The organism is Bacillus sp. DX3.1, from assembly GCF_030292155.1.
GTDB lineage: Bacteria > Bacillota > Bacilli > Bacillales > Bacillaceae_G > Bacillus_A.
Map to the genome: position 1 here is coordinate 926,957 of NZ_CP128153.1, position 20,816 is coordinate 947,772.

Below are 20,816 nucleotides of genomic sequence, written 5' to 3' on the forward strand. Positions count from 1 at the left end.
GTTATAAAATTAAAAATGGAAAATAAAAACAAGGAGGTGTGCGTAATGATTGTAGTTGTAAATTTGACTGGCTTAGCTATATTACCTGGAGTGAAATATCCATATCATTACGCAACCTGTACGGAAAGATAGAGCTTTTTTGTTTTTTGAAAAAGCGTACGTTGCGTATATCGTAACGTACGCTTTTATGCGTTTTTCGCATATCGTCAAGCGGCGGTATGCGTTTTTTTGTCCCTTTTTTGGGTGTTCCCATACTTTTTGTATGGTTTTCATACTACATCGAATATAGAAAGGAAGGGAAAATGATGAAACAATACGGTCTTCGAAATGTAAAAGCAGGAGTTTTTGATACCGGATAATGGAAATGGGATAAAACGAGATTTGGAAGGGAGAGATTATATTGTTTTCAGTATTACAAAAGCTAGCTTGGTTTTTTAAAGCGCATTGGAAAAGGTATAGTATAGCGATTGGGGCGCTTTTAATTGTAAATGCAATTGAAGTTGTTCCCCCAAAGGTACTCGGCTTAGCAATTGATGATATAAAGGCAGGAGCTTTAACGAGTGCGGTGATTATGAATTATGTTTGGATCCTGTTTGGGGTAACGATAGGAGGGTATGCGCTCACCTATGTATGGCAACAACAATTATTTGGCGGGGCATTCGTACTTGAAAAAACGATGCGTTCCAAGTTTATGGGACACTTGCTGAAAATGACGCCAACTTTTTATCACAAGAATCGTACCGGTGATTTAATGGCACGGGCTACAAATGATTTAAAAGCGATTGCCATGACTGCAGGGTTTGGTATATTGACACTTCTTGATTCCAGTTTATATATGTTGACGATTGTGTTCATGATGGGATTTTCAATTAGTTGGCAGCTGACGATTGCTGCGCTTTTACCGCTCCCAATTATGGCGTATGCCATGAATATATATGGGAAGAAATTACACGAACGCTTTACGATTGCCCAAGATGCTTTTGGGGATATGAATGATAAAGTACTCGAGTCGATTGCAGGTGTTCGTGTGATCCGTGCATATGTACAGGAGAAAGCTGATGAACAAAGGTTTCATCACTTAGGAACAGATGTGTACGAGAAAAATATGAGAGTGGCAAAAATTGACGCACTGTTTCAGCCGACAGTCAAAATGCTTGTTGGACTTAGTTATTTAATTGGTTTAGTATACGGAGCGTTTTTAGTATTTCAAATGAAAATTACACTGGGAGAACTTGTTTCCTTTAACATCTATCTTGGGATGATGATTTGGCCGATGTTTGCCATCGGTGAATTAATTAATGTGATGCAGCGCGGAAATGCCTCGCTTGATCGTGTAAATGAAACATTAGCGTATGAGCCTGATGTGAAAAATATGAAAAAACGAGCGCATGTATATAAGCCGGAGTATGTTGATTTTGATGAGGTATCTTTTTTATATCCAACATCGTCAGAGCTCAATCTGAAAAATATTTCTTTTTCATTAAAGCAGGGAGAGACACTTGGAATCGTTGGGAAAACCGGAAGTGGTAAAACGACACTTGTTCGTCAACTTCTTCGCCAATACCCGCTTGGAACAGGAGAAATTAAGGTATCAGGTGTTGCACTAGGTGAAATACCAATTGATCATGCACTAGGCTGGATTGGATATGTACCGCAAGAACATATTCTATTTTCAAAAACAGCGCGTGAAAATATTTTATTTGGGAACAGAGAGGCAAGTAGAGAAGAGCTTCAAAAGGCAATTGAAATTGCTGCGTTTAAAAAGGATTTAGAGTTTCTTCCAGAAGGATTAGAGACGCTTGTAGGGGAAAAGGGTGTTTCTTTATCCGGTGGGCAGAAGCAGCGAATTTCGATTGCACGCGCAGTGATTCAAAATCCAGAAATATTAATTTTAGATGATTCTTTATCTGCTGTTGATGCTCGTACAGAAGCGGCAATTATTGAAAATATAAGAAGAGAACGGAGCGGGAAAACAACGATTATTACAACGCATCGCCTATCTGCAGTGCAGCATGCTGATTGGATTCTCGTTATGGATAATGGTGAGATTATCGAAGAGGGAACACATGACAGGCTCGTTCATGAAGAGGGTTGGTATGCAGAACAATTCGAAAGACAGCAAGGAGAAAGTATAGAGGGTGAGGTGAAAATATGAGTGTCGGAAAAAGGTTATTTCAATATGCAATGAAAGTAAAAACAACCATTATTGCTGCACTTGCTATGTTGTTGATTTTCGTTATTGCTGAGCTTGCAGGTCCATTTGTTGCGAAGACGATGATTGATGATCATATTGTCGGAATAGAGAAACCATGGCATGAAACGGTGAAAGGTGAAGATGCCGTTTCTTATAATGGCACTTGGTATAAGCGAAGTGATCGTTTTGAAAAAGGAGAACAAAAAGGAAAGGAAGTTCGAGTGATACAAATTGGCTTTAAGTATTATTTTGTCCCAAATAAGATTTCCTTTGAAGGAGCACGTTCTATAAAAGGGGATATCATTACCGTTCAAAGCGGAAAAGCAACGCAAGTGTATAAAGCAAAAATGTTAACAGGGGCGGAAGTGTATTCGTTTTATGAACCGGAGATAAAAAGGTTACTCCTGCTTGGCGGAGGTTACTTTGCCTTATTATTGATTGTGTCATTATTTGCATATGGTAAGCAGTTTTATTTACAGAAAGCATCTAATAAAATTATTCAAATTATGCGTGAAGATGTATTTTCGCATATTCAAACATTGCCGATTCGTTATTTTGACCATTTACCAGCGGGGAAAATTGTATCGCGTGTAACGAATGATACAGAGGCAATTCGGGAGTTATATGTAACGGTTTTAGCAACATTTATTTCTAGTTTTATTTACATTATCGGGATTTTTGCTGCTTTATTTTTGCTTGATATAAAGCTGGCGCTCATGTGTTTACTCATTGTACCAATTTTAATTGTGTGGGCTATTATATATAGAAAGTATGCTTCTGTATACAATCATAAAATGCGCTCTCGTTTATCAGATATTAATGGTACAGTGAATGAATCAATTCAAGGGATGCCAATTATTCAAGCATTTCGTCAAGAGCGCGCGACAAAAGAAGAGTTTGAAGAATTAAATGAAGACTACTATAAGTATCAAAACAAAATTTTAAATTTAAATGCAGCAACATCGCACAATTTAGTAGGGGTGCTTCGTAATATTGCTTTTACAGCGGTGATTTGGTATTTTGGCGGTGCTTCTTTAAGCGCTACAGGCCTTATTTCTTTAGGGGTGTTATATGCCTTTGTAGATTATTTAACACGACTCTTTTCACCAATTACGAATATGGTGAATCAGCTTGCAAACTTAGAGCAAGCACGCGTTGCATCAGAGCGCGTATTTGAGTTGTTGGATGAAACAGGAGAAGCTGTGCACGAAGAACACATACCACGTCTTAGAGGTCATGTTCGATTTGATGATGTTTCCTTCTCTTATAACGGAAAAGACGAAGTGTTAAAAAACATTTCTTTTGAAGCGAAAAAGGGAGAGACAGTTGCATTGGTCGGTCATACTGGATCAGGAAAAAGCTCGATTATGAACGTGCTCTTTCAGTTTTATGAATTCCAAAAAGGAAAACTTACAATCGATGGGCGTGATGTAAAAGATATGCCAAAACAAGCGCTGCGTGAGCATATGGGAATTGTACTGCAAGATCCGTTCTTATTTACAGGAACGGTTGCATCGAACGTGAGTCTAGAACATCCGAAAATTTCGAAAGATAGAATTGTAAAAGCACTTCATGATGTGGGAGCAGAGCGATTTGCAAATCATATAGAAGAGGAAGTTACCGAAAAAGGGAATACACTTTCTACTGGAGAACGACAGCTTATATCATTTGCACGAGCTTTAGCATTCGACCCGGCTATTTTAATTTTAGATGAAGCGACGTCAAGTATTGATACAGAGACAGAAGCGATGATCCAACAAGCATTGGAGGTTGTAAAGAAAGGAAGAACAACATTCATCATTGCCCACCGCCTTTCAACGATAAAGAGTGCCGATCAAATTATTGTTCTTGACCGAGGGACCATTCTTGAAAAAGGATCACACGAAGAATTAATGCAGAAAAAGGGTCGTTATTACGAAATGTATAAAACACAGATCGAAGGAAGTCACAGTGCATAATGTTCATGAAATGTTTTCTCCCTTTGTCCATATGATATTTTGGAGAAAGGGGGGAATGGTTGTGGAAGAATTATCCCGCTATTTACAGGCAGTAATACTCACGCCTAAAAATTCGGTAGAAAGCAAAGAAGTTAGGTGGGGGATAAACTGTCCATAAAAGCCCGATTGGTGAGGGTCAATGATCAGTGGGGATGAAGAAAGCTCCCACTGATTAAAGTTGCACTTCATCAGTTACATGTAACATTGCATTCTTTTTATGATTGTGCAGGATGATGAGATATTGTGTATGGGACTCTTAAAGGAACTTGCTTTGTTTAGCAAGTTCTTTTTTATATAGGTAAGGCAGTATTGTTTTACCTTTTTCTTTATAAATGCTATATTAAAAAATGTTACTTATTTTTTGTATGTTATGATTTTACACCCTTTTGTTTGATTATGAAGAAAAAGGATACACTAATGACGAACATTTTCATTGAAAAATGATTCAGGATTGCATACAATCAATATAGCTTTTAAATTCCTATCAGAATACTTGGAGGATTAATATCATGAAAAAATTATTTTCAGTGTTTGCAGTAGCCACGCTTGCGGTCGGTATTGTAGCGGGCTGCGGCAAAGAAGAGAAAAAAGATACAGCGAGTCAAGATGCATTGCAAAAAATAAAACAAAGCGGTGAAATTGTTGTTGGTACAGAAGGTACATACCCGCCGTTTACATTCCATGATGAGAGTGGAAAATTAACTGGATTTGATGTTGAGTTAACAGAAGAAGTTGCAAAACGTTTAGGTGTAAAACCAGTGTTTAAAGAAACACAATGGGACAGCTTACTTGCAGGACTTGATGCAAAACGTTTTGATATGGTTGCAAACGAAGTTGGGATTCGTGAAGATCGTCAAAAGAAATATGATTTCTCTAAACCATATATTTCTTCTTCAGCAGCTCTTGTAGTTGCAAAGGATAAAGATAAGCCAGCTTCATTTACAGATGTAAAAGGCTTAAAAGCAGCGCAATCTTTAACTAGTAACTACGCTGATCTTGCAAAGAAAAATGGTGCGGAAATCACTGGTGTAGAAGGCTTTAGCCAAGCAGTAGAACTACTTAATACAGGGCGTGTTGATTTCACAATCAATGATCGTTTATCAGTATTAAACTATTTACAAACGAAAAAAGATGCGAATATTAAAATTGTTGCTACAGAAAAAGAAGCAGCACAAAGTGGATTCTTATTCCGCAAAGGCAGCGATAAGCTTGTACAAGAGGTAGATAAAGCGTTAGAGGATATGAAAAAAGATGGTACGTACGACAAAATAGCGAAAAAATGGTTTGGTGAAGATGTATCTAAGTAGTGCAATTATCAGTGCAGATCGATTATCGGTTTGGGTAGATATTATGCAAACTTCCTTCATGCCTATGCTGAAGGAAGCTCTTTTCACGACAATTCCATTAGCGCTTATTACATTTATCCTTGGTCTTATATTAGCGACGCTTACAGCTTTAGGACGTATTTCAAGTAGTCGCATTTTACAATGGATCGCTCGTATCTATGTATCTATTATTCGCGGAACACCACTTCTTGTACAATTGTTTATTATTTTCTATGGACTTCCAACACTGCATATTGAGATTGAACCATTCACAGCAGCTATTATTGGATTTTCATTAAATGTTGGTGCGTATGCATCTGAAATTATTCGTGCGGCTATCCTATCGATTCCGAAAGGGCAATGGGAAGCAGCGTATACAATAGGGATGACGTATCCTCAAGCATTAAAGCGCATCATTTTACCACAAGCAACACGTGTATCGATTCCGCCACTTTCGAATACATTTATTAGTTTAATTAAAGACACTTCATTAGCATCTTTAATTTTAGTAACAGAAATGTTTCGAAAAGCGCAGGAAATTGCAGCGATGAATTATGAATTTTTAATTGTGTACTTTGAAGCAGGTCTCATTTATTGGGTAATTTGTTTCTTACTTTCTATCGTACAGCAAATATTAGAAAAGCGTTCAGAACGTTATACGCTAAAATAATTATCCTTTTACAAAAGGAGTTTTTGTTTTTATGATTTCAATTCAACATTTACAAAAGAGTTTCGGTGATAATACCGTACTAAAGCAGATAGATGTATCAGTGGATAAAGGTGAGGTTGTCGTAATTATCGGACCATCTGGATCTGGTAAAACAACATTTTTACGTTGCCTCAATGTACTAGAAACACCGAATGCTGGCATCATTCGCATCGGTGATGAAGAGCTGGATTTCTCTAAAAAAATAACGAAGAGCGATATTGTAAAACTTCGTACACAAACAGGTATGGTATTTCAGCATCATAATTTATTTCCTCACTTAACAGCCGTTCAAAATGTAATGGAAGGGCTTGTTACAGTGAAAAAGATGGGGAAAGAAGAAGCAAAGAAAAAGGCGACATCCGTCCTTGGAAAAGTTGGACTAGGAGATAAATTGGATTTATATCCATTTCAGCTTTCAGGTGGACAACAGCAGCGCGTTGGGATTGCCCGTGCGCTTGCGATGGAGCCGCAAGTTCTATTATTCGATGAGCCAACTTCAGCGCTAGATCCTGAGCTTGTGCAAGAAGTGTTAAAGGTGATGAAAGAACTTGCGAAAGAAGGAATGACGATGGTCATCGTAACGCATGAAATGCGCTTTGCCCATCAAATTGCAAACCGCGTTATCTTTATGGATGGTGGTGTTGTCGTAGAACAAGGCACACCAGAAGAAGTGTTTACAACTCCAAAAGAAGAGCGGACGAAGAAGTTTTTACAAATGCTTCAATAGAAAGGTCTCAAGCGAATGCTTGAGACCTTTTTTGCCATATATATTTATTTGTGGAATCCGCCAAGGCTTTGTTCTGCCATTGCTACTAAACGTTTTGTAATTTCTCCACCAACAGAACCGTTTGCACGAGCTGTAGAATCAGCTCCTAATTGTACACCAAATTCTTGTGCGATTTCGTATTTCATTTGATCGATTGCAGCTGATACACCTGGTACTACTAATTGATTTGAAGAATTTTGGTTTGCCATAGGAATATATCCTCCTTAGGGTATAAGAGATTTTTTTTGGTTGGACTAGCTGGACTTGAACCAGAATCGCCCCGTTTGGCGCTAATCCATCGTTTGAGGTGAATGTATTCATAGTATGGATGATACGTAGAGAGATATGCAGATTTTAAATTTGTAATTTTTGTAAAAATACATCTTAGAGAGAACAAAATGAAGTATCGTTGTATTTTTGTAAAAGAAGGCTACACTAATCGTGAATATCGCGTGAAACTTCTGTCAGTGTGGTGTTTCATTCACCACTTATCTTCTGTATTTTTTAGAACTTTGATACGGTATACAGTGAATTGTGTTTGGAGGAATGTAGATGGCGATGTGTCCGCTTTGTAATGCACTGGAAAATCAAACATATACTTGTCAAGCTTGTACGAATATACTCCAAGATTACGGTAAAGTTGTGGATTATATAGATCCTTATAACGCATATATGGATCAAGATTTATTAATAGCAGTAGACGGTTTAACATCAAACAATTCTCAGCGATATTGCATTCACTTTTTTTATTGCGGGGCGTGTGAAGAACAAACGGAAATAACAGTGAGGCTTGTGTAACGTAAAACTTCCACCTCTAAGGTAAGGTGGAAGTTTCATCTTCTTGAAACAGCTCTTCAGGACGTTTGAAAGAGTGTTCTGCTAAATGCATCGCATATTCATAAAATAATTGTCTCGTCAGCTGGCTGCTTTCTTGTAATTTTTCACATTGAAACATAGTTCTTCCTGGTTTGGAATTTGCTTCAAATAACCAAATTTGACCTTCTTTATCAAATCCGATATCAAATCCAATTTCTCCAATAAAGCCCTCGATTCCCTGATCTAACATGGTGCTGAGCTGCAGCACAGCAGATGTTAATTGATTTGTATTCCCGATGCGATCTGTTGTGTTTGGGAAAATGTCTTGAAGTAGCTTTATTTCTCCTCCGTTATTAATATGAGTTGTCATACTTCCTTTTCCCGCAATTTTAGCAACGATGGCACTGACTGTCCAAGCGCCAAAGCGATTTTTGTTTGTATGAATCCGAAAATCAACAGGTTGCCCGTTAACGCGCATTAATGAAATTCCTTGTTGTACAATAAACGTTTTTAAATTATGTCCTCGCATCACATGATTCATTAAAGTTTCTAACGAGTAATATTTTCGTAATTTATTTTGCTCACCTTCGCGGTAGCGACAATAATAGCTGTTTTCTGCAGAAGAATAGAAAATTTGATAAATATTCTTTCCTAAGCTACCATGTATGGGCTTCATATAAACATGTTTGTATTTGGATAAGAAACGTTCTACTTGCTCGAAATGCCGAAACATTTCTGTTTTTGGTAACAAGGAAGAGACTGTTTTTTCGTTTGCGAGAAGTTGATGTATATCCCATTTATTAAAAAAACCTGGGTTAAACCATGGAATCGCATATTCTGTTTGCAATCGCTTTTTACTCCGAGAAATTGGTTTGTAAAGCTCTGCTTGGCGGTTGGGTAATCGGTCATAAATGACGTTTGGAAAAGGAACGTTACATTGTATCCAGTTTCCGTCTTTGAAAAAGTACCCATCAATTGTTTCTTCTTCCCAATTGATATGTTGTGCACCAAATAAAAATACGAATGGACATAGCGAGTCAGATGGAGTCAGTAAATCTCCAAGTGTAATCGAACGGTTTCCAATGGGATCAGATGCTGATTCGGTAAAACCGGTTGTGAAAATGCCAATCAGTGGCCCAAATATAAGTGTTTGATTTTGAATGAAAGCATGAATGCTAGTTGGGAATGGAAGACAAAGTGCTTTCGCAATCTGTTCACCAAGTATAATTTCATGAGAATATGTGTAACGAATTTGAATATCCTTACATGCCATATAACGTGTTCCGAAAGAAAGAGATTGAAGAGAGGAAGTATTAGAAAATATATAGGGTAGTGTTAGAGATAGCGGCTGATCTTTAGAAATTTTTAATGTGTAAATATGATCTTTCAATCCAGTTCTCCCTCCTTTGTATGATAATGAGGCGTACATGCATGTATGTATAGTTGTTAGGTGGGACTTGTAATCCTGCCAAATGGGCGGTTTTACGTTATATATGCCTTGCAAACATACTTCCATAACATTATACTGTTGTCCGCATAACGATATGCTATTTTCTGCTGGGTGTGTGCTGGAAATGATATGGAGTAAAATTTCTATCATTTTTAAGCAGCTAAGCTGTTAGCGGTTATCTATTTTGCTTCTCATTAAGAATTGAATTATGTTGTAGAGCGGGATCATATAGAGAATCAAAATGAATGGATTATAATATTGTAGTAAAATGTGTGTATATTGGAGAAATGGAAGGTTGGTATTGTAATGAATATGTGGTTAAGTATAGTAACAACGACGGGCATAGGAGCGGTGATTGGTGGGTTTACGAATCATTTAGCGATTAAAATGTTATTTCGTCCTCATCGCCCCGTTTATATTGGAAAGTTTCAAGTGCCGTTTACACCGGGATTGATTCCGAAACGTCGTGATGAATTAGCAGTTCAATTAGGGAAAATGGTTGTCGATCATTTGTTAACACCGGAAGGGATAGAAAAGAAATTAACAAATGAAGACTTCCAGCGGGAACTGATGATCTGGACACAAACAGAAATGGACAAGTTTTTCATGAATGAGCAAACATTACGGGACGTATTAGAAAAATGGGAAATGGGATATGTAGAGAGCCGTGCCGTCCAACAAATTGAAAGAATCATTGCGGAAAAGATTGATGTATTCTTATCGCAATATTATACATATACATGGGAACAAGCTCTTCCCACTTCGGTTCATGAAAAAGTGGAGCAAACTATTCCAAGGATAGCCTCTTTCATTGTGAAAAAAGGAATTGAATTTTTTGAAAGTGCAGAAGGAAAACAACGTCTTTCAAAAATGATCGATGACTTTTTTGCTTCACGAGGAACGTTATTAAATTTAGTCGGTATGTTTTTAGGGAATGTAAGTCTAGTGGATCGTCTGCAGCCAGAAGTTATTAAGTTTCTACAACAAGACGGAACGAAGCAGTTGCTAAACGATGTGTTGCGAAAAGAATGGGAGAAATGGAAAGGGCGAGAAGTGAAAGAACTGGAGTCTTTTGTATCAAAAGAGGCGGTTATACAAACAATGATATCCACGATAAAAGTCGAAGAAACAGTAGGTACTTTCTTAAATCAATCTGTTCGAAAAGCATGTGAGCCTGTGCGAGAAGAGATTGTCCAAAATATGATTCCGAAGCTAGTGCAAAAAGGCTTGAAATGGGGCATAAGCAATGTGGGAAATGTTCTAGAGCGCTTGCATTTAGCGGAGATTGTGCAACAAGAAGTATCTACATTTTCAACAGAACGATTAGAAGATCTTGTGTTATCGATTACGAAGAGTGAACTGAAGATGATTACATATTTAGGAGCGCTATTAGGAGGGACAATTGGGCTTGTACAAGGTGTATTATTACTGTTCCTATCCTGATTTATGTGCTATATAATTACAAATTAAAAAACCGACATAAAACCCTTCTTTTTAGGTGGGAGAGAGCATTCGGCCATGCATAGAAGCGGTCAGATCCTTTTCCTGCCCCATGTGAAGTGAAAACAAAGAGAGAAAACGAGTGCAGGTCACCTTTTGTTATCCATAGCCGCGGCTATATGTCGAAAAATCAAAATGGATTTATATATATTCTATTCTGCGGCTAGATGTAAAGAAAGTGAAACCTCTTCACATCTCATGCATAGTTTGATATTGTAAGAAGGTACATATCAAAAAGTACCCAAAGGGTTGCACAGAGTGTATGATAGCTCTAGCCCGCTAAAGGAGGAAATATAAAATGACGAAGAATATTCATGATGTTGCATATGAATTACAAACAGCAATTACAGAAAATGCAGATTTCCAAGCTCTAAAAGCAAGCTATACAGAAGTACAAGGAGATGCGGATTCAAAACAATTATTTGACCATTTCCGTACAATGCAAATGGGCTTACAACAAAAGATGATGCAAGGTGAAGAAATCACAGAAGAAGATAACAAAAAAGCACAAGAAGTTGTAGCACTTATTCAACAAAATCCAAAAATCGTAAAGTTAATGGAAACAGAGCAACGTTTAAATGTTGTAATCGGCGATATTAACAAAATTATCATGAAGCCACTTGAAGAATTATATAGTGCATATATGCAAGCTTAATAAAACAGGCGTTTCCTCATAAAGAGGAAGCGTCTTTTTTATTTAGAAACGAACGGATGCTGCTTGAAATAAAAGCGCCATGGATAATGAACAGCTTCTTCCGCATAGTCAATATTAATACGTGGCCCAGAGACAATTTCATATCGAGAAGATAAATGCTCTTCTTCTGGGATAACATCAACATACAGTTCATCACTTTGCAGTGATAAACCTCTTTGTTCTAAAGTAATACCCATTGCACGGCAGAGTTTTCCTGGTCCGTTCGTTAAATTTTTATATTGTGCTTTCGTAATGTCAGTTTTACCGTAGCGTGCAACCTTCATTTCTTCAATACCTTGTGTTGGTTCCAATGCGCGAATAAGTACGCCTTGCGGAATACCAATTGGGGCCGTGATGATATTAAAGCAATGATACATACCGTAAATGAGGTAGACATAAGCGTGTCCTGGTGAACCAAACATAACTTCTGTTCGATCTGTACGTCTTCCGCCATAGCTATGTGCAGCTTTATCATCGGGACCTTTATATGCTTCTACTTCTACAATCATTCCACTTCGCTCTATACCATCTACGATATGGACAAGTTTATGACCAAGTAATCTTTTGGCAACTTCTAATGTATCGCCTTCATAAAAAGATAGGGGGGCTTTCATATTCGTAGCTCCTTTACCGATTGGCTATCTATATTAAACCAAATTTTCCACAGAGATTCCAACTCGTTCTAATTAACAATTTAATTTCATAAATTATGGATAGAGTAAAAGCAGCTAAGAGGAGGGAATGCGACATGATTTATCGCTTATTGGCTCTTAATATAGATGGAACATTGCTGCAGAAAAATGGAAAGATACCAAAAGGAACACGAGAAGCCATTGATTTTGTGAAACGAAAAGGTGTATACGTTACGCTGTTTACAAGTCGTAACTTTCAATCTGCTCATAAAATAGCAAAATCGTTAAAGCTAGATTCGATATTAGTTACGCATAGCGGTTCCTTTATTTCCGCTTCATTAGATAAACCGTTCATCCAAAAACGATTATCTGAGGAAAAAACATTTAATATGGTGCAAGTACTTGAACATTTTGAGTGTAATATCCGTATTTCACATGAACGCTTTTCTATTGGTAACCGTGAGCGCAATACATCAAACTTAATTGCACGCACTGTATTATCAAGTACAGATCCGCTTTTTTATCCTGTTCAATTTGTGGATTCATTAGGTGACGCACTCCGTGATCAGCCTGTTGCTGCTCCAAAGATTGATGTTGTCTTTACAAGCAGAGGAGAAAAAGAACGAGCGCTTAAAACATTGCGTAAAGCGTTTGAAGATGTAGAGTATATAGAATGCGATAGGGGAAAAGTAGAAATTCTTCCGCCGCATGTATCGAAATTAAGAGGTTTACAATTACTAGGAGAGCACCTTGGAATAGAGTTAAATGAAATGGTAGCAATTGGTGATAGCTTAGAAGATCTAGATGTCATTGAAAGTGTAGGATTAGGAGTTGCAATGGGAGATGCACCAGTTGAATTGAAAAAAGCAGCGGACTGGATTACACGTTCCAATAGTGAAAATGGAGTAGAGTATATGATTAAAGAACATTTTCGAAAGCAATTTCCACTGCCATTTCTCAAAAACCATACACAGGCTAATAAATGGTGAAAGGGTATCTCCGAGAAGTAGCCTGATAGCTACTTCTCGGAGATGTTTTTTTATGAACGTATTATCGCATAATCGATATATAAATCCATTATGATTTTTCGGCATATAGCCGTGGCTATGGATAACAAAAGGTGACCTGCACTCATTTTCTCTCTTTGTTTTCACTTGGTATGGGGCAGGAAAAGGATCTGGGATGCTCTCTCCCACCTAAAAGGAAGGGTTTTATGTAGGATCAGAAAGTTAATCATAAGTTTTGAGATTACAAAAATCCCACTACTTTTCTTCGGGAAAAATGAGGTAAAAGCTTCTGTATTGACCTGTAAACGCCCTTCAAGTAAACTAAAGAGAGTTTACAAATGAAAAGGTGATAATTGTTGTTAATTTCAATTAAAACGTTACAAGATGATCGTTTTTTACGCCCGCTGCAAAATATTAGCGGCTTATTTTTTGAAGAAAGTACGATAGGATTTGAAAAAGAAGACGCAAATCTTATTGTTGATATACATGTAGAGGGAAATGTAACAGCGTCTGCTCGTTTAACAGATGTTGCAACTGGAAATGTATATGAAGAAACGTTTTCGAAAGATTTATCTTTCTTTACAGAAGAAAAAGAACGTATGAAACAAGTAAAGCACGTTGTTTCTTATGTGTACCTATCTGTTCTGCAGCAGCTAACAGGACTTGAGCAAAGTTGGGGGATTTTAACAGGAGTACGCCCAACAAAACTTCTTCACAAAATGCTGCAAAATGGTATGACAAAAGAAGAAGCGCATAAAGAGCTTCGTGAAAGTTATTTAATTCATGAAGAAAAAATTGAACTTCTGCAGCGTATTGTAGACTGTCAATTAGCGGTTGTTCCAGATTTATATCGTTTGAAAGAAGAAGTGAGTATTTATATAGGTATTCCGTTTTGTCCGACAAAGTGTGCGTATTGTACATTCCCGGCTTATGCGATTAATGGACGCCAAGGATCTGTTGATTCTTTCTTAGGCGGTTTGCACTATGAAGTTCGTGAAATAGGTAAGTTTTTAAAGGAAAAAGGGGTAAAAGTTACAACGATTTATTACGGCGGCGGTACCCCGACAAGTATTACAGCAGAAGAGATGGATATGCTGTATGAAGAAATGTATCAATCGTTCCCTGATGTGAAAGAGGTGCGTGAAGTAACAGTTGAGGCGGGTCGTCCGGATACAATCACACCAGCAAAACTGGAAGTGTTAAACAAATGGAATATTGACCGCATCAGTATTAATCCGCAGTCCTATCATCAAGAAACATTAAAAGCAATCGGACGTCATCATACGGTGGAAGAAACGATTGAGAAATACCATCTTGCTCGTGAAATGGGCATGAACAATATTAATATGGACTTAATTATTGGTCTTCCTGGTGAAGGTCTAGACATCTTTAAACATACGTTAGATGAAACAGAAAAGTTAATGCCGGAATCGTTAACAGTTCATACGCTATCATTCAAACGTGCTTCTGAAATGACGCAGAATAAGCGTAAATATAAAGTGGCAGGCCGCGAAGAAATTACAGCGATGATGCATGAAGCGGAAGAGTGGACGAAGAATCATAATTACGTGCCATATTACCTATATCGCCAAAAGAACATTTTAGGTAACTTAGAAAACGTTGGCTACGCGATGCCATCGCAAGAAAGTATTTATAATATCGTAATTATGGAAGAAGTACAATCCATCATCGGTCTTGGCTGCGGTGCATCTAGTAAATTTGTTCATCCGCAAACAGGTGCGATTACACACTTCGCAAACCCGAAAGATCCGAAATCATATAATGATGGTTATATTAAATATACAGAAGATAAGCTCGAGATTTTAAAAGAGTTATTCTCCTAAGAGGCTGACCTAAAAGTTCACGTATAGTGGACTTTTAGGTATCAGTCTCTTTTTTTATTTCGTTGATGCCCGATTGGTTTAACGAATCATTCATGAGAAGATGGAACCCCCTACGGATGAAAGTTTCATTTTATTTGTAAAACAATGTCGAGAATAATCAGAAAATGAAGGTAAAAATATGCAGGAAGATGTCTGCTTATGCACGAAATGATAGATTTATGAAAGATTTAAGGGGGTATATTTTGATATGTATATGACCATTGGAAGAATTTTCGATTTAGCGGTAGGGAAGTATCCGAGTAAAGAAGCATTGGTCGAACCAGAAAAGAATATTCGATGGACATATAAACAATGGGATGAACAAGTTAATAAAACTGCACAGGCACTGTTAGCAGAAGGCGTGAGAAAAGGGGATTGTGTATCTGTTTATTTATACAACTGTCATGAATTTGTAAACGTTTACTTGGCTTGCGCCAAAATCGGTGCGATATTCAATCCAATTAATTTCCGCTTAAAAGCAAAAGAAGTAACTTACATTCTACAAGACGCCTCCTCCAAAGTTGTTGTATTTGAAAAAAGTGTCGAGCAGGTAGTTGCAGCGATTGAACGAGATTTCCCAAACAGTTCTTTTTGGTATATTGAAGATGATGCCCCTTCCTATGCTACTTCCTATCATGAAAAGGTAAATGCTGCATCGTCTGAACCGGTAGACATTGAAATTGAAGAAATGGACTATTGTTCGATGCTCTATACAAGCGGCACGACGGGTCATCCGAAAGGGGTGCTGCACCGTCATCGCGAAATGGCAGAGCATAGTATGATTTGCACGTATTTCTTAAAATATAATCGTCATAGTGTTGGACTCGCAGTAGCACCGTTATATCATTGCGGTGAATTAAATGCAGGTATTTTACCGCGCATTCAAGTTGGCGGGAAAAATATCATTTTACATCACTTTGATACGAAAACGGTTTTACATACGATAGAGAAAGAAAAGATTACAACATTTTTTGCAGCACCAACAATGTGGAATATGATGTTACAAGAAGATTTGTCGCAATACGAATTACAGTCGATGAAAATTGGAATTTACGGCGGGGCTGCGATGGCACCAGCGCTTGTAAAAGAATGTAAAGAGCGTCTTCATATCGACCTTGTCCAAATTTATGGGATGACGGAGATGGGGCCGGTTGTTGCATTCTTAGTGGAAGAGGATCAAATTACGAAAGCTGGCTCAGCGGGAACACTATGTTTTAGCCACGAAATTCGTATCGTAAAACCAAATGAAGATGAACCGGCAGAACCAGATGATGTTTTACCACCGTATGAAGTGGGAGAAATTATTTTACGTGGACCATCTATGATGGCAGGGTATCACAATCGTGAAGAAGCGACCGCAAAGTCTCTATACAAAGGCTGGTATCACTCGGGTGACCTTGGTTATTTAGATAAAGATGGCTATTTATATGTAGCAGATCGCGTTGATGATATGGTTATTAGTGGCGGGGTGAACATTTATCCACGTGAAATTGAAGATTTCTTACATAGTCATGACGGCATACTAGACGTTGCGGTACTTGGCGAACCAGATGAACTATGGGGTGAGCGTGTTGTTGCAGTGATTGTTAAGAAAGATGAACATGTAACGGAAGAAGATTTAGAAAGATATTGTAAAGAAAGCGATGAACTTGCTGACTATAAACGCCCACGTCATTACGTATTTGTCGATGAGCTCCCTCGTAATGCGAGTGGAAAGTTGCAGAAATTTGTACTCCGAGAATCGTTAAAAGGTGTGAAGAACTAATAAAATGCAAAAAAAATGCCTTTCCTTAAAATTATCAAGACCTAATTTATAATAATCGTTATTAGATCACTCTCCTAACATATTAGACATATACAACATGTTAGGAGAGCTTTTAATTAAATTAATCAAAAAATCAATTTAATTAAATGTAGCTTTTGAATAAAGTTTAATTAAATATAGGGGTTTAGCCGAGATACGTGTAAAAACGGGCCATAAGATTACTTTTTTTTCCATATCTACGATATACAAAAAAATTAAAGAAACACGAATTTTATAGGCTAAGATATTTTTTGGAAGTAAAAACTTTGATTATTCTGCTCAGTGTAAAAAAATCAAGGTTTTTTATTTGTAGAGTGACAATAAAGTTATTTAATTTTTGATGTAGATTACTTCACCGCACTTAAAAATATAACAATAAAGTCGTTTAAATCTAAGAGTTATTTCATAATCGCGCCCGATAGTGGAAAAGTTAAGAACGCGAAGGAGTTACATTAATAATCCTCAGTTATTTTACTAAAGCTCCCGTGAACCCAAAAAGAAAAACGTCCCCACATCTTGCAGGAACGCATAATAAACATTTACTTTTCTGCTGAGATTATTAAGAACATAGGTCTACGAAGTTCTTCATTCATTTCGGGAATACTCTTTAACATTTCTTCAGAAGGAATTGGTCACTGGAAGTAGGAGAAAACCTCATCGTTTTCACACCAGAGAAACCGGGAACCTACATGTACAGCTGCTGGATGGGAATGATTCGCGGTGTAATCATTGTGAAAGAGGCATAGGGGGAAGTGAAAGCTCCATAAAGAAAATCGACTGTATCCAATGGGGATAGCTGGTTTTAAAAATATTTAGAAAATCCAGTTGACAGTTCATCTACTGAGTGTTACGATATACCTGTAATATGTCACACTGGATACCAACACCACTGAATAGTGAGGTTGCAAAAATATTTTTAAGAAAAATATTGTAACACCTTCTACTCGGTGTTACAATATACATGTAATAAGTAATACTGAATAGCGTGATTTCCTAAAAGCTATTCAGTAAAAATTTCCCTTAGTACTCTGTTATACTGAATATAAGTCAGACAAAATAGAGGAGGCAGAGGAGGATCTGAACATGGAAAATTTAACTGAAATGCTGAAAGGTTCGCTGGAAGGCTGCGTGCTGGAAATCATTAGCCGCCATGAAACCTATGGTTACGAGATTACCCGCCGCCTGAACGAGCTTGGGTTTACCGAAGTCGTGGAAGGGACGGTCTATACCATCCTCGTGCGATTAGAAAAGAAAAAACTTGTGAATATAGAAAAGAAACCGTCAGATATGGGGCCGCCCCGCAAGTTTTACTCACTTAATGAGGCTGGTCGCCAGGAACTTGAATTATTTTGGGGAAAATGGGATTTTGTATCATCAAAAATCAACGTCTTGAAGTCAATCTAGCTGCATAAGATATTCCGTACAATATTTTTGGAGTGTCTTGTTCAGCTTTATAAAAAAGGAGGAAAAATAACATGATGGAAATGTTCAAAAAAATGATTGGTGATAAAAAAGAATACAAGATGATGATGGCACGGGTTGAAGCCCTGCCAGAGGACTACCAGTTTGTATTTAAGAAAATTCAAAACTACATGTGGAATTTCTCAGCGGCGGGCAGCGGGATGGATATGCTGCACATACAGTATGAATTAATCGAGTTGTTCGAATCCGGTGCGGCGGAAGGCAGACAAGTGCTGGAAATCACTGGGGACGATGTGGCGTCCTTTGCCGACGAACTAGTGGCAAACGCTAAAACCTATATCGCCAAGTATCGTGAAGATTTGAATCAGAGTATCATGAAGCGATTGGGAAAAAAATAAATTCAATAGATAATACCGACTGATTAGCTGGTTACAAATGTGAATTGTCGCCTTCGCTATTCAGTTATATTTTTAACCCGGTAGTAAGTTATACAGATTATCAGTCAGACTGAATAGAAGAGTATAGGCAATCTAGCTCCGCAAAGCGCTTTTTATAAGGAGGAAAAAAGTATGAGCAATGCAGCGATTTCTGTAAAAGGGTTAAAAAAATCCTTTAAAGACAAGGAAGTCTTAAAGGGGGTGGATTTTGAGGTGCAGCGTGGCGAAATTTTCGCACTGCTGGGCTCAAATGGAGCGGGCAAGACGACGACGGTCAACATCCTCTCGACGCTGATGAAGCCCGATGGCGGCGAAGTAGGTATTTGCGGCTTTGACGTCCAGCGTCAACCGGATCATGTTCGCCAGAGCATCAGCCTGACAGGGCAGTTCGCAGCTTTAGACGGCATGCTCACCGGACGGGAAAACTTGATGATGATCGCCAAGTTGCGGGAAGTTTCCAATCCCGCTCAAGTCGCCGACAATCTGCTTGCAAGATTCAGCCTGAACGATGCGGCCAACCGCCGGGCGGACCAGTATTCCGGCGGGATGAAGCGCCGGCTTGATATCGCCATGAGCCTGATCGGGACGCCAGCAGTCATTTTTCTCGACGAACCAACGACAGGGCTTGACCCCGAAGCTCGGATTGAAGTCTGGGATACTGTCAAGGAGCTTGCCGGCGGCGGCACGACCATCTTGCTGACGACCCAGTACCTGGAGGAAGCCGAACAACTGGCGGACCGTATCGCCATCCTGCATGGCGGAAAAATCATCACGACCGGTACCCTTACCGAACTCAAAGAGATGTTCCCGCCAGCGAAAGTGGAGTACATCGAGAAGCAGCCGACATTGGAGGAAATTTTCCTCGCGATCATTGGCAAAAAGGAGGAGATGTAAATGAAAAGTAAAACAGGGGTATTACTAGGACGTTTAATGCGCAACATCATGCGCAGCCCGGATACGATTATCACGGTGGCGATTACGCCGATTATGATGATGCTGCTGTTTGTCTACGTATTTGGCGGCGCCATAAAGACAGGCACGGACAACTACGTCAATTATTTATTGCCGGGAATCTTGCTGATGGCTATCGCATCCGGCGTCGCTTACACTTCACTGCGGCTGTTTACGGATGTAAAGAGCGGGCTGATGGCGCGTTTCATTACCATGCCCATCAAGCGCTCGTCGGTATTGTGGGCTCACGTGTTGACCTCGCTTGTTTCCAATGCGCTTACTGTCGTGATTGTTATCCTCGTCGCCCTCTTGATGGGCTTCCGTTCCAGCGCTGGTATCCTGGATTGGCTCGCGGTAGCTGGGATACTCGGGCTGTTTACGCTGGCGCTGACATGGCTAGCTGTCATTCCCGGATTGACAGCGAAGTCTATGGAAGGAGCGACAGCCTACTCGTACCCGCTGATTTTCCTGCCGTTTATCAGTTCGGCCTTTGTCCCCACCGAAACCATGCCTAAAATTGTCCGTGCGTTCGCTGAGAACCAGCCCGTGACTTCAATAGTGAATACGATTCGTGCCCTCTTGTATGAAGGGTCTGTTGGCAACGGTATCTGGATCGCGCTTGCCTGGTGCGTCGGCATCATGATCATTGCTTACTTCTTCGCCAGTAAAGTATTTAAACGTCAGTTAGGGTAAGTACACCATTATGGGATTAGTCATATCCATAGTCAGCCACTGCGATGAATGCATTTGCTACCACATGGAAGTCTGCTTAAATGCCGGGGCAACCATCGATGAAATCATGGAAACCCTCAAAATGGCTTTTTTTCGGTGGAGATGGGGTTATTTCTGAAAATGATCCGGAAGAACAAGAAAAACGTATTAAATATAATGATCTCGTTGCTAATGCTGTTATTTTTCAGAATGTTGTTGATATAACGCTAATTTTATGGTCTCTCATGAAGGAAGGGTAAAAGTTTTCGCGAGAAGATCTTGTTATGCTGAGTCCATACCTTACAAGGCACATTAAACGTTTTGGTGATTATGTCATCGATTTATAAAACATCCCTCAACCAGTAGAGGAGAATATACCGGTATAAACATAAAATGGGTCATCGACTGGAAATAAAAGTAAGGCTATGACCCGTTTTTACACGTATCTCGGCTGAACCCCAAATATAATACTCAAGCCCACATTTTACAGCAAATAATGACATTATATATATAATAGA

19 protein-coding genes and 2 pseudogenes are annotated in these 20,816 nt (G+C 38.7%); 17 read left to right on the plus strand and 4 right to left on the minus strand.

All coding sequences use genetic code 11. From position 1 onward, the window contains the following. Positions 1-400: 400 nt before the first annotated feature. From QRE67_RS04550 to QRE67_RS04570, 5 genes are all read left to right on the plus strand, one after another. On the plus strand, positions 401-2,155 hold the full coding sequence (locus QRE67_RS04550) for an ABC transporter ATP-binding protein (protein ID WP_286123731.1): 1,755 nt from the start codon (positions 401-403) through the stop codon (positions 2,153-2,155). After that, complete coding sequence (locus QRE67_RS04555) at positions 2,152-4,152, plus strand: ABC transporter ATP-binding protein (RefSeq protein WP_286123732.1); 2,001 nt, start codon at positions 2,152-2,154, stop codon at positions 4,150-4,152. The genes QRE67_RS04550 and QRE67_RS04555 overlap by 4 nt, the downstream gene beginning before the upstream one ends. Before the next feature lie 548 nt (positions 4,153-4,700). After that, positions 4,701-5,498: an amino acid ABC transporter substrate-binding protein gene (locus QRE67_RS04560; protein ID WP_286123733.1), complete on the plus strand. Its 798-nt coding sequence runs from the start codon at positions 4,701-4,703 to the stop codon at positions 5,496-5,498. Beyond that, on the plus strand, positions 5,485-6,186 hold the full coding sequence (locus QRE67_RS04565) for an amino acid ABC transporter permease (RefSeq protein WP_286123734.1): 702 nt from the start codon (positions 5,485-5,487) through the stop codon (positions 6,184-6,186). Before QRE67_RS04560 ends, QRE67_RS04565 begins: the two co-directional genes overlap by 14 nt. A gap of 31 nt (positions 6,187-6,217) precedes the next feature. After that, entirely contained in the window at positions 6,218-6,952 is a 735-nt protein-coding gene (locus tag QRE67_RS04570; RefSeq protein ID WP_286123735.1) for an amino acid ABC transporter ATP-binding protein, read from the plus strand. 44 nt (positions 6,953-6,996) lie between these two features. On the opposite strand, the gene sasP is transcribed toward QRE67_RS04570, so the two are convergent. Then, positions 6,997-7,200 (minus strand): small acid-soluble spore protein, SasP family, encoded by a 204-nt coding sequence (sasP, locus tag QRE67_RS04575; protein ID WP_286123736.1) that lies wholly within the window; start codon positions 7,198-7,200, stop codon positions 6,997-6,999. 343 nt (positions 7,201-7,543) lie between these two features. Here sasP and QRE67_RS04580 point away from each other — a divergent pair, with 343 nt between their 5' ends. Then, positions 7,544-7,789, plus strand: a complete 246-nt coding sequence (locus tag QRE67_RS04580) for a hypothetical protein (protein WP_286123737.1) — start codon at positions 7,544-7,546, stop codon at positions 7,787-7,789. A 16-nt stretch (positions 7,790-7,805) separates the two neighbouring features. Here QRE67_RS04580 and QRE67_RS04585 read toward each other — a convergent pair whose 3' ends face one another. After that, a complete protein-coding gene (locus QRE67_RS04585; RefSeq protein WP_286123738.1) occupies positions 7,806-9,197 on the minus strand; it encodes a YheC/YheD family endospore coat-associated protein in 1,392 nt (463 codons plus the stop codon). 366 nt (positions 9,198-9,563) lie between these two features. On the opposite strand from QRE67_RS04585, the gene QRE67_RS04590 reads away from it, so the two are divergent. Both QRE67_RS04590 and QRE67_RS04595 read left to right on the plus strand, forming a co-directional pair. Further along, on the plus strand, positions 9,564-10,700 hold the full coding sequence (locus tag QRE67_RS04590; RefSeq protein WP_286123739.1) for a DUF445 domain-containing protein: 1,137 nt from the start codon (positions 9,564-9,566) through the stop codon (positions 10,698-10,700). 355 nt (positions 10,701-11,055) lie between these two features. Further along, positions 11,056-11,412, plus strand: a complete 357-nt coding sequence (locus QRE67_RS04595) for a YlbF/YmcA family competence regulator (RefSeq protein WP_286123740.1) — start codon at positions 11,056-11,058, stop codon at positions 11,410-11,412. Between the two features lie 38 nt (positions 11,413-11,450). Here the strand turns inward: QRE67_RS04595 and QRE67_RS04600 are convergent, their stop codons facing one another. Beyond that, positions 11,451-12,065, minus strand: a complete 615-nt coding sequence (locus QRE67_RS04600) for a DNA-3-methyladenine glycosylase (RefSeq protein WP_286123741.1) — start codon at positions 12,063-12,065, stop codon at positions 11,451-11,453. A 134-nt stretch (positions 12,066-12,199) separates the two neighbouring features. On the opposite strand from QRE67_RS04600, the gene QRE67_RS04605 reads away from it, so the two are divergent. The 3 genes from QRE67_RS04605 to QRE67_RS04615 all read left to right on the plus strand — a co-directional run bounded on the left by QRE67_RS04605 (position 12,200) and on the right by QRE67_RS04615 (position 16,738). After that, entirely contained in the window at positions 12,200-13,072 is an 873-nt protein-coding gene (locus tag QRE67_RS04605) for a Cof-type HAD-IIB family hydrolase (protein ID WP_286123742.1), read from the plus strand. Between the two features lie 371 nt (positions 13,073-13,443). Next, on the plus strand, positions 13,444-14,934 hold the full coding sequence (locus QRE67_RS04610; protein ID WP_286123743.1) for a coproporphyrinogen III oxidase: 1,491 nt from the start codon (positions 13,444-13,446) through the stop codon (positions 14,932-14,934). Between the two features lie 247 nt (positions 14,935-15,181). Further along, positions 15,182-16,738 carry a fatty acid--CoA ligase gene (locus tag QRE67_RS04615; RefSeq protein WP_286123744.1) on the plus strand — a complete coding sequence of 519 codons (1,557 nt, stop codon included), beginning with the start codon at positions 15,182-15,184 and terminating at the stop codon, positions 16,736-16,738. A 578-nt stretch (positions 16,739-17,316) separates the two neighbouring features. Here the strand turns inward: QRE67_RS04615 and QRE67_RS04620 are convergent. Then, a pseudogene (locus tag QRE67_RS04620) lies at positions 17,317-17,409 on the minus strand (class I SAM-dependent methyltransferase); the annotation flags it as partial. A 451-nt stretch (positions 17,410-17,860) separates the two neighbouring features. Here QRE67_RS04620 and QRE67_RS04625 point away from each other — a divergent pair. The 6 genes and pseudogenes from QRE67_RS04625 to QRE67_RS04650 form a co-directional block, all read left to right on the plus strand. Continuing rightward, on the plus strand, positions 17,861-18,181 hold the full coding sequence (locus tag QRE67_RS04625) for a PadR family transcriptional regulator (protein WP_286123745.1): 321 nt from the start codon (positions 17,861-17,863) through the stop codon (positions 18,179-18,181). Positions 18,182-18,252: 71 nt separating this feature from the next. Then, positions 18,253-18,597, plus strand: a complete 345-nt coding sequence (locus QRE67_RS04630) for a DUF1048 domain-containing protein (RefSeq protein ID WP_286123746.1) — start codon at positions 18,253-18,255, stop codon at positions 18,595-18,597. 171 nt (positions 18,598-18,768) lie between these two features. Then, the gene (locus QRE67_RS04635) at positions 18,769-19,530 is read left to right on the plus strand and encodes an ABC transporter ATP-binding protein (RefSeq protein WP_286123747.1); all 762 of its coding nucleotides are present in this window, start codon (positions 18,769-18,771) and stop codon (positions 19,528-19,530) included. Further along, on the plus strand, positions 19,531-20,280 hold the full coding sequence (locus QRE67_RS04640) for an ABC transporter permease (protein WP_286123748.1): 750 nt from the start codon (positions 19,531-19,533) through the stop codon (positions 20,278-20,280). A 64-nt stretch (positions 20,281-20,344) separates the two neighbouring features. Further along, positions 20,345-20,437 (plus strand): carboxymuconolactone decarboxylase family protein, encoded by a 93-nt coding sequence (locus tag QRE67_RS04645; RefSeq protein WP_286125185.1) that lies wholly within the window; start codon positions 20,345-20,347, stop codon positions 20,435-20,437. After that, positions 20,397-20,645: pseudogene (locus tag QRE67_RS04650) on the plus strand (Tn3 family transposase); the annotation flags it as partial. The gene QRE67_RS04645 and the pseudogene QRE67_RS04650, both read left to right, overlap by 41 nt. Positions 20,646-20,816 lie beyond the last annotated feature (171 nt).